The following is a 3,271-nucleotide window of genomic DNA, read 5'->3' on the forward strand; positions in this document are numbered from 1 at the left end:
CTCGACCAGCTTGCCGTAGAGCCGGTCGCGCTCCGGGCCGCTCTCGATCGGGGTGGCGACGGCGCGGAAGGTCTCGGTGCCGAACTCCACCGTGACCTCGGGGTCGGCCCTGATGTTGTGGTACCAGTCCGGGTTGGTGTCGGCGCCCGCCTTCGAGGCCGCGATCACGAAGCGCTCCCCATCCCTGGCCTGGGCCAGCGGGCTCACCCGCTGTGCGCCGCTCTTCGCCCCGGTCGTGGTGAGCAGCAGCAGCTCGGCGCCGGCGAACGGCCCGCCGACCTTCCCCTGATTGGCCCGGAACTCGGCGATGATCTTCGCGTTGAAATCCTCGGCCACAGCCGCTCCCTCCGATCGCAGGTGCGCGGGTCCGCGCGGCCCCGAGGTTACCGGCCCACGATCTCACCCGCTCCGGGTGACGCGGTAGCGCGCCGGGCCGGGCAGGCTCGGCGCACGGGAATCGGCGGAAGGAGCGGTGGTGGGCCCGCTGCGCTACCAGTTCATCATCGACGGCGAACTCTCCGAGCGCGCGCTCGCCGCCTTCCCCGAGCTCGCCGCGTCGAACCGGGCGCCGGGCGCGGTGACGACGCTGTACGGCCCGGTCACCGACGCCGCCGCACTGCGCGGCCTGCTGGCCAGGATCGACGCACTCGGCCTCACCCTGCTGGAGCTGCGGCAGATGCCGGACTGAGCCTCACACCCGGACGGGCACCTTCGGTCGCACCGGCCGCAGCGTCCTGCCCAGGTCGGTGCGGAGCGTGGTGGCCGAGTCGAGCAGGTAGTTCTGCCGCACCTTCCACGGGTGCCGGTCGCCCTGCCGCGGGAAGTCGCCGATCGAGCGCTGGACGTACCCCGACGCCAGGTCGAGCAGCGGCTGCTCGCCGAGCTCGCCCGCGGGCTCCGGGACGACCGCCTGGTACCCCCTGCGGTCCATGAAATTCAGCACCTTGCAGACGAGCCGGGAGGACAGGTCGGCGCGCAGCGTCCAGGAGGCATTGGTGTAGCCGATGCAGACGGCGAAGTTCGGCACCCCGGTGAGCATGGCGCCCTGCCACACGTACTGCTCCGGCAGCGGCACCTCGACCCCGTCCACCGAGGGCGCGATGCCGCCGAAGGCGAGCAGCTCCAGCCCCGTCGCGGTGATCACGATGTCGGCGGGCAGCACCCGGCCCGACACCAGCCGGATGCCGTCCGGCACGAAGCGGTCGATGCGGTCGGTGACGACCTCCGCTTTCCCCTTCTTCATGGCCTTGAAGAAGTCGGCGTTCGGCACCGCGCAGAGCCGCTGGTCCCACGGGTCGTACTCCGGGGTGAAGTGCTCGGCCACCAGCTTCTCGTCGCCGAGGATGCGGGTGGTGAGCCCGGTGAGCAACTTGCGCGCGGCCTCGGGGCGGCGCCGGCAGTACTGGTAGAAGCCCATGCTGAACAGGATGTTCTTGGTGCGGATGAGCCGGTGCGCGAGCTGGGGCGGCAGCGTCGCGCGCAGCTTGTCGGCGATCTTGTCCCGGCCCGGCACCGCGCTGATCCAGGTGGGGCTGCGCTGCAGCATGGTGACCGACTCGGCGTCGGCGGCCATGGCGGGCACCAGCGTCACCGCGGTGGCGCCGCTGCCGATCACCACCACCCGCTTGCCGGTGTAGTCGAGCTCCGCGGGCCAGAACTGCGGATGCACCACCCGTCCGGCGAAGTCGGCGAGCCCGGCGAACTCCGGCGCGTGGCCACGGTCGTAGTTGTAGTAGCCCGCGCAGCTGTAGAGGAAGCCGCAGGTCACCGTCTCCTCGGTGCGGTGCCCGGCGGCGTCGGTGCGCGACAGGGTCAGGGTCCAGCGCAGCTCCTCCGACGACCAGTCGGCGCCGAGCACCTTGGTGCCGAAGCGGATGTGCCGGTCGATGCCGTACTCCCGGGCGGTCTCGGTGATGTAGCGCAGGATGGCAGGGCCGTCCGCGATGGACTTGGCGTCGCGCCACGGCTTGAAGGGGTAGCCGAGGGTGAACATGTCCGAATCCGAGCGGATCCCCGGGTAGCGGAACAGATCCCAGGTGCCGCCGAGCGCTCCGCGGGCCTCCAGCACGGCATAGCTCTTGCCGGGGCACTCGGTCTGCAACCGGTACGCGGCGCCGATCCCGGAGAGCCCTGCGCCGACGATCACGACGTCGAGGTGTTCGGTCATGCCAACCAGTGTGCCCGGGCGCAGCCGGGCCTTCTTGCTTTCACGCGACAAAAGTTTGACCCTGGACGACATGTCCGTCATCCGCTCCGCCGGCCTGCGCGGTTTCCGCGCCACCGTGGCCGAGCTGGGCGGCGACGCCGAGGCGCTGGCCGCCGCCGCCGGGCTGCCCGCCGCCGCGCTGGACACCGACGACATGCTGGTCCCGGACACCGCCGTCGCCACGGCGCTGGAGCTGGCCGCGCACCGGCTCGGCTGCCCCGACCTCGGGCTGCGCATCTCCTACCGGCAGGACCTGGACATGCTCGGCCCGCTCGCGCTCGCCATCCGCAACTCGCCGACGCTCGCCGGGGTCATGGAGTGCACCGCGCGCTACCTCTTCGTGCACGCGCCCTCGCTCAGCCTCGGCCTGGAGCCGGACCCGTACGGCGACGAGCACGTGGTCGCCCTGCGCTACGAGGTGCGCAGCGACGACCTGCCCGCCCCGGTGCAGGGCACCGACCTCGGCCTCGGCTTCGTGCACCGGACCATCCAGCGGCTGGTGGCCCCGCGCTACGGGCTGCGCTCGGTGGAGCTGCCGTACCGCCCACCGGCCCCGCTCGCCGAGTACGAGCGCTTCTTCGGCGCCCCGGTCCGGGCCGGGCGGCCCGCCGCACTGCTCCGGATACCGCGCGGGCTGGAGACGCGCTCGCTGGCAGGCGGCGACGAGACGCTGCACCGGCTGGCCATGGCCTTCCTCGCCGCGCAGACCGCGGGCGACGGCGCCGCCGCGGCGCCGCGGGTGCGGACAACGGTCAGACAGCTGCTCGGCACCGCCCCGCCGGAGATCGGCGTCGTCGCCGAGCTGCTCACCGTGCACCCGCGCACCCTGCAGCGCAGGCTGGCCGGGGAGGGAACGAGTTTCGCGGCGATCCTGGACGAGGTGCGCCGCGAGCAGGCCGAGCGCTACCTGACCACGACCGCCATGCCGATGAGCCAGATCGCCTCGCTGCTCGGCCTCGCCGAGCAGGCCACGCTCACCCGCTGCTGCCGCCGCTGGTGGGGCAGCACCCCGACGGCGATCCGGCGCGGCAGGCCCTGAACACGCGAGCGGGGCGGGGGGGGGAA

At 72.8% G+C, this 3,271-nt stretch carries 4 protein-coding genes; 2 read left to right on the plus strand and 2 right to left on the minus strand.

Going from position 1 to position 3,271, the window contains the following annotated elements; translation table 11 throughout:
- Window positions 1-336, minus strand: a 336-nt coding sequence (locus tag ACFO0B_RS31095) for a nitroreductase/quinone reductase family protein (RefSeq protein WP_378617157.1), incomplete at its 3' end; no start/stop codon positions are given.
- Between the two features lie 139 nt (window positions 337-475).
- Between ACFO0B_RS31095 and ACFO0B_RS31100 the strand changes: the two genes are divergently transcribed.
- Window positions 476-688: a hypothetical protein gene (locus ACFO0B_RS31100; RefSeq protein WP_378617159.1), complete on the plus strand. Its 213-nt coding sequence runs from the start codon at window positions 476-478 to the stop codon at window positions 686-688.
- 3 nt (window positions 689-691) lie between these two features.
- On the opposite strand, the gene ACFO0B_RS31105 is transcribed toward ACFO0B_RS31100, so the two are convergent.
- Entirely contained in the window at window positions 692-2,167 is a 1,476-nt protein-coding gene (locus ACFO0B_RS31105; RefSeq protein ID WP_378617161.1) for a flavin-containing monooxygenase, read from the minus strand.
- A 70-nt stretch (window positions 2,168-2,237) separates the two neighbouring features.
- Between ACFO0B_RS31105 and ACFO0B_RS31110 the strand changes: the two genes are divergently transcribed.
- Entirely contained in the window at window positions 2,238-3,245 is a 1,008-nt protein-coding gene (locus tag ACFO0B_RS31110) for an AraC family transcriptional regulator (RefSeq protein WP_378617163.1), read from the plus strand.
- The last annotated feature ends 26 nt before the right edge of the window (window positions 3,246-3,271 follow it).

Source organism: Nocardia jiangsuensis (assembly GCF_042650385.1).
GTDB lineage: Bacteria > Actinomycetota > Actinomycetes > Mycobacteriales > Mycobacteriaceae > Nocardia > Nocardia jiangsuensis.

Excerpts from the sequence above, each read along its gene's own strand:
- ACFO0B_RS31105 (WP_378617161.1), bottom strand. The coding sequence starts at position 2,167 with ATGACCGAACACCTCGACGTCGTGATCGTCGGCGCAGGGCTCTCCGGG.
- ACFO0B_RS31110 (WP_378617163.1), top strand. The coding sequence starts at position 2,238 with ATGTCCGTCATCCGCTCCGCCGGCCTGCGCGGTTTCCGCGCCACCGTG.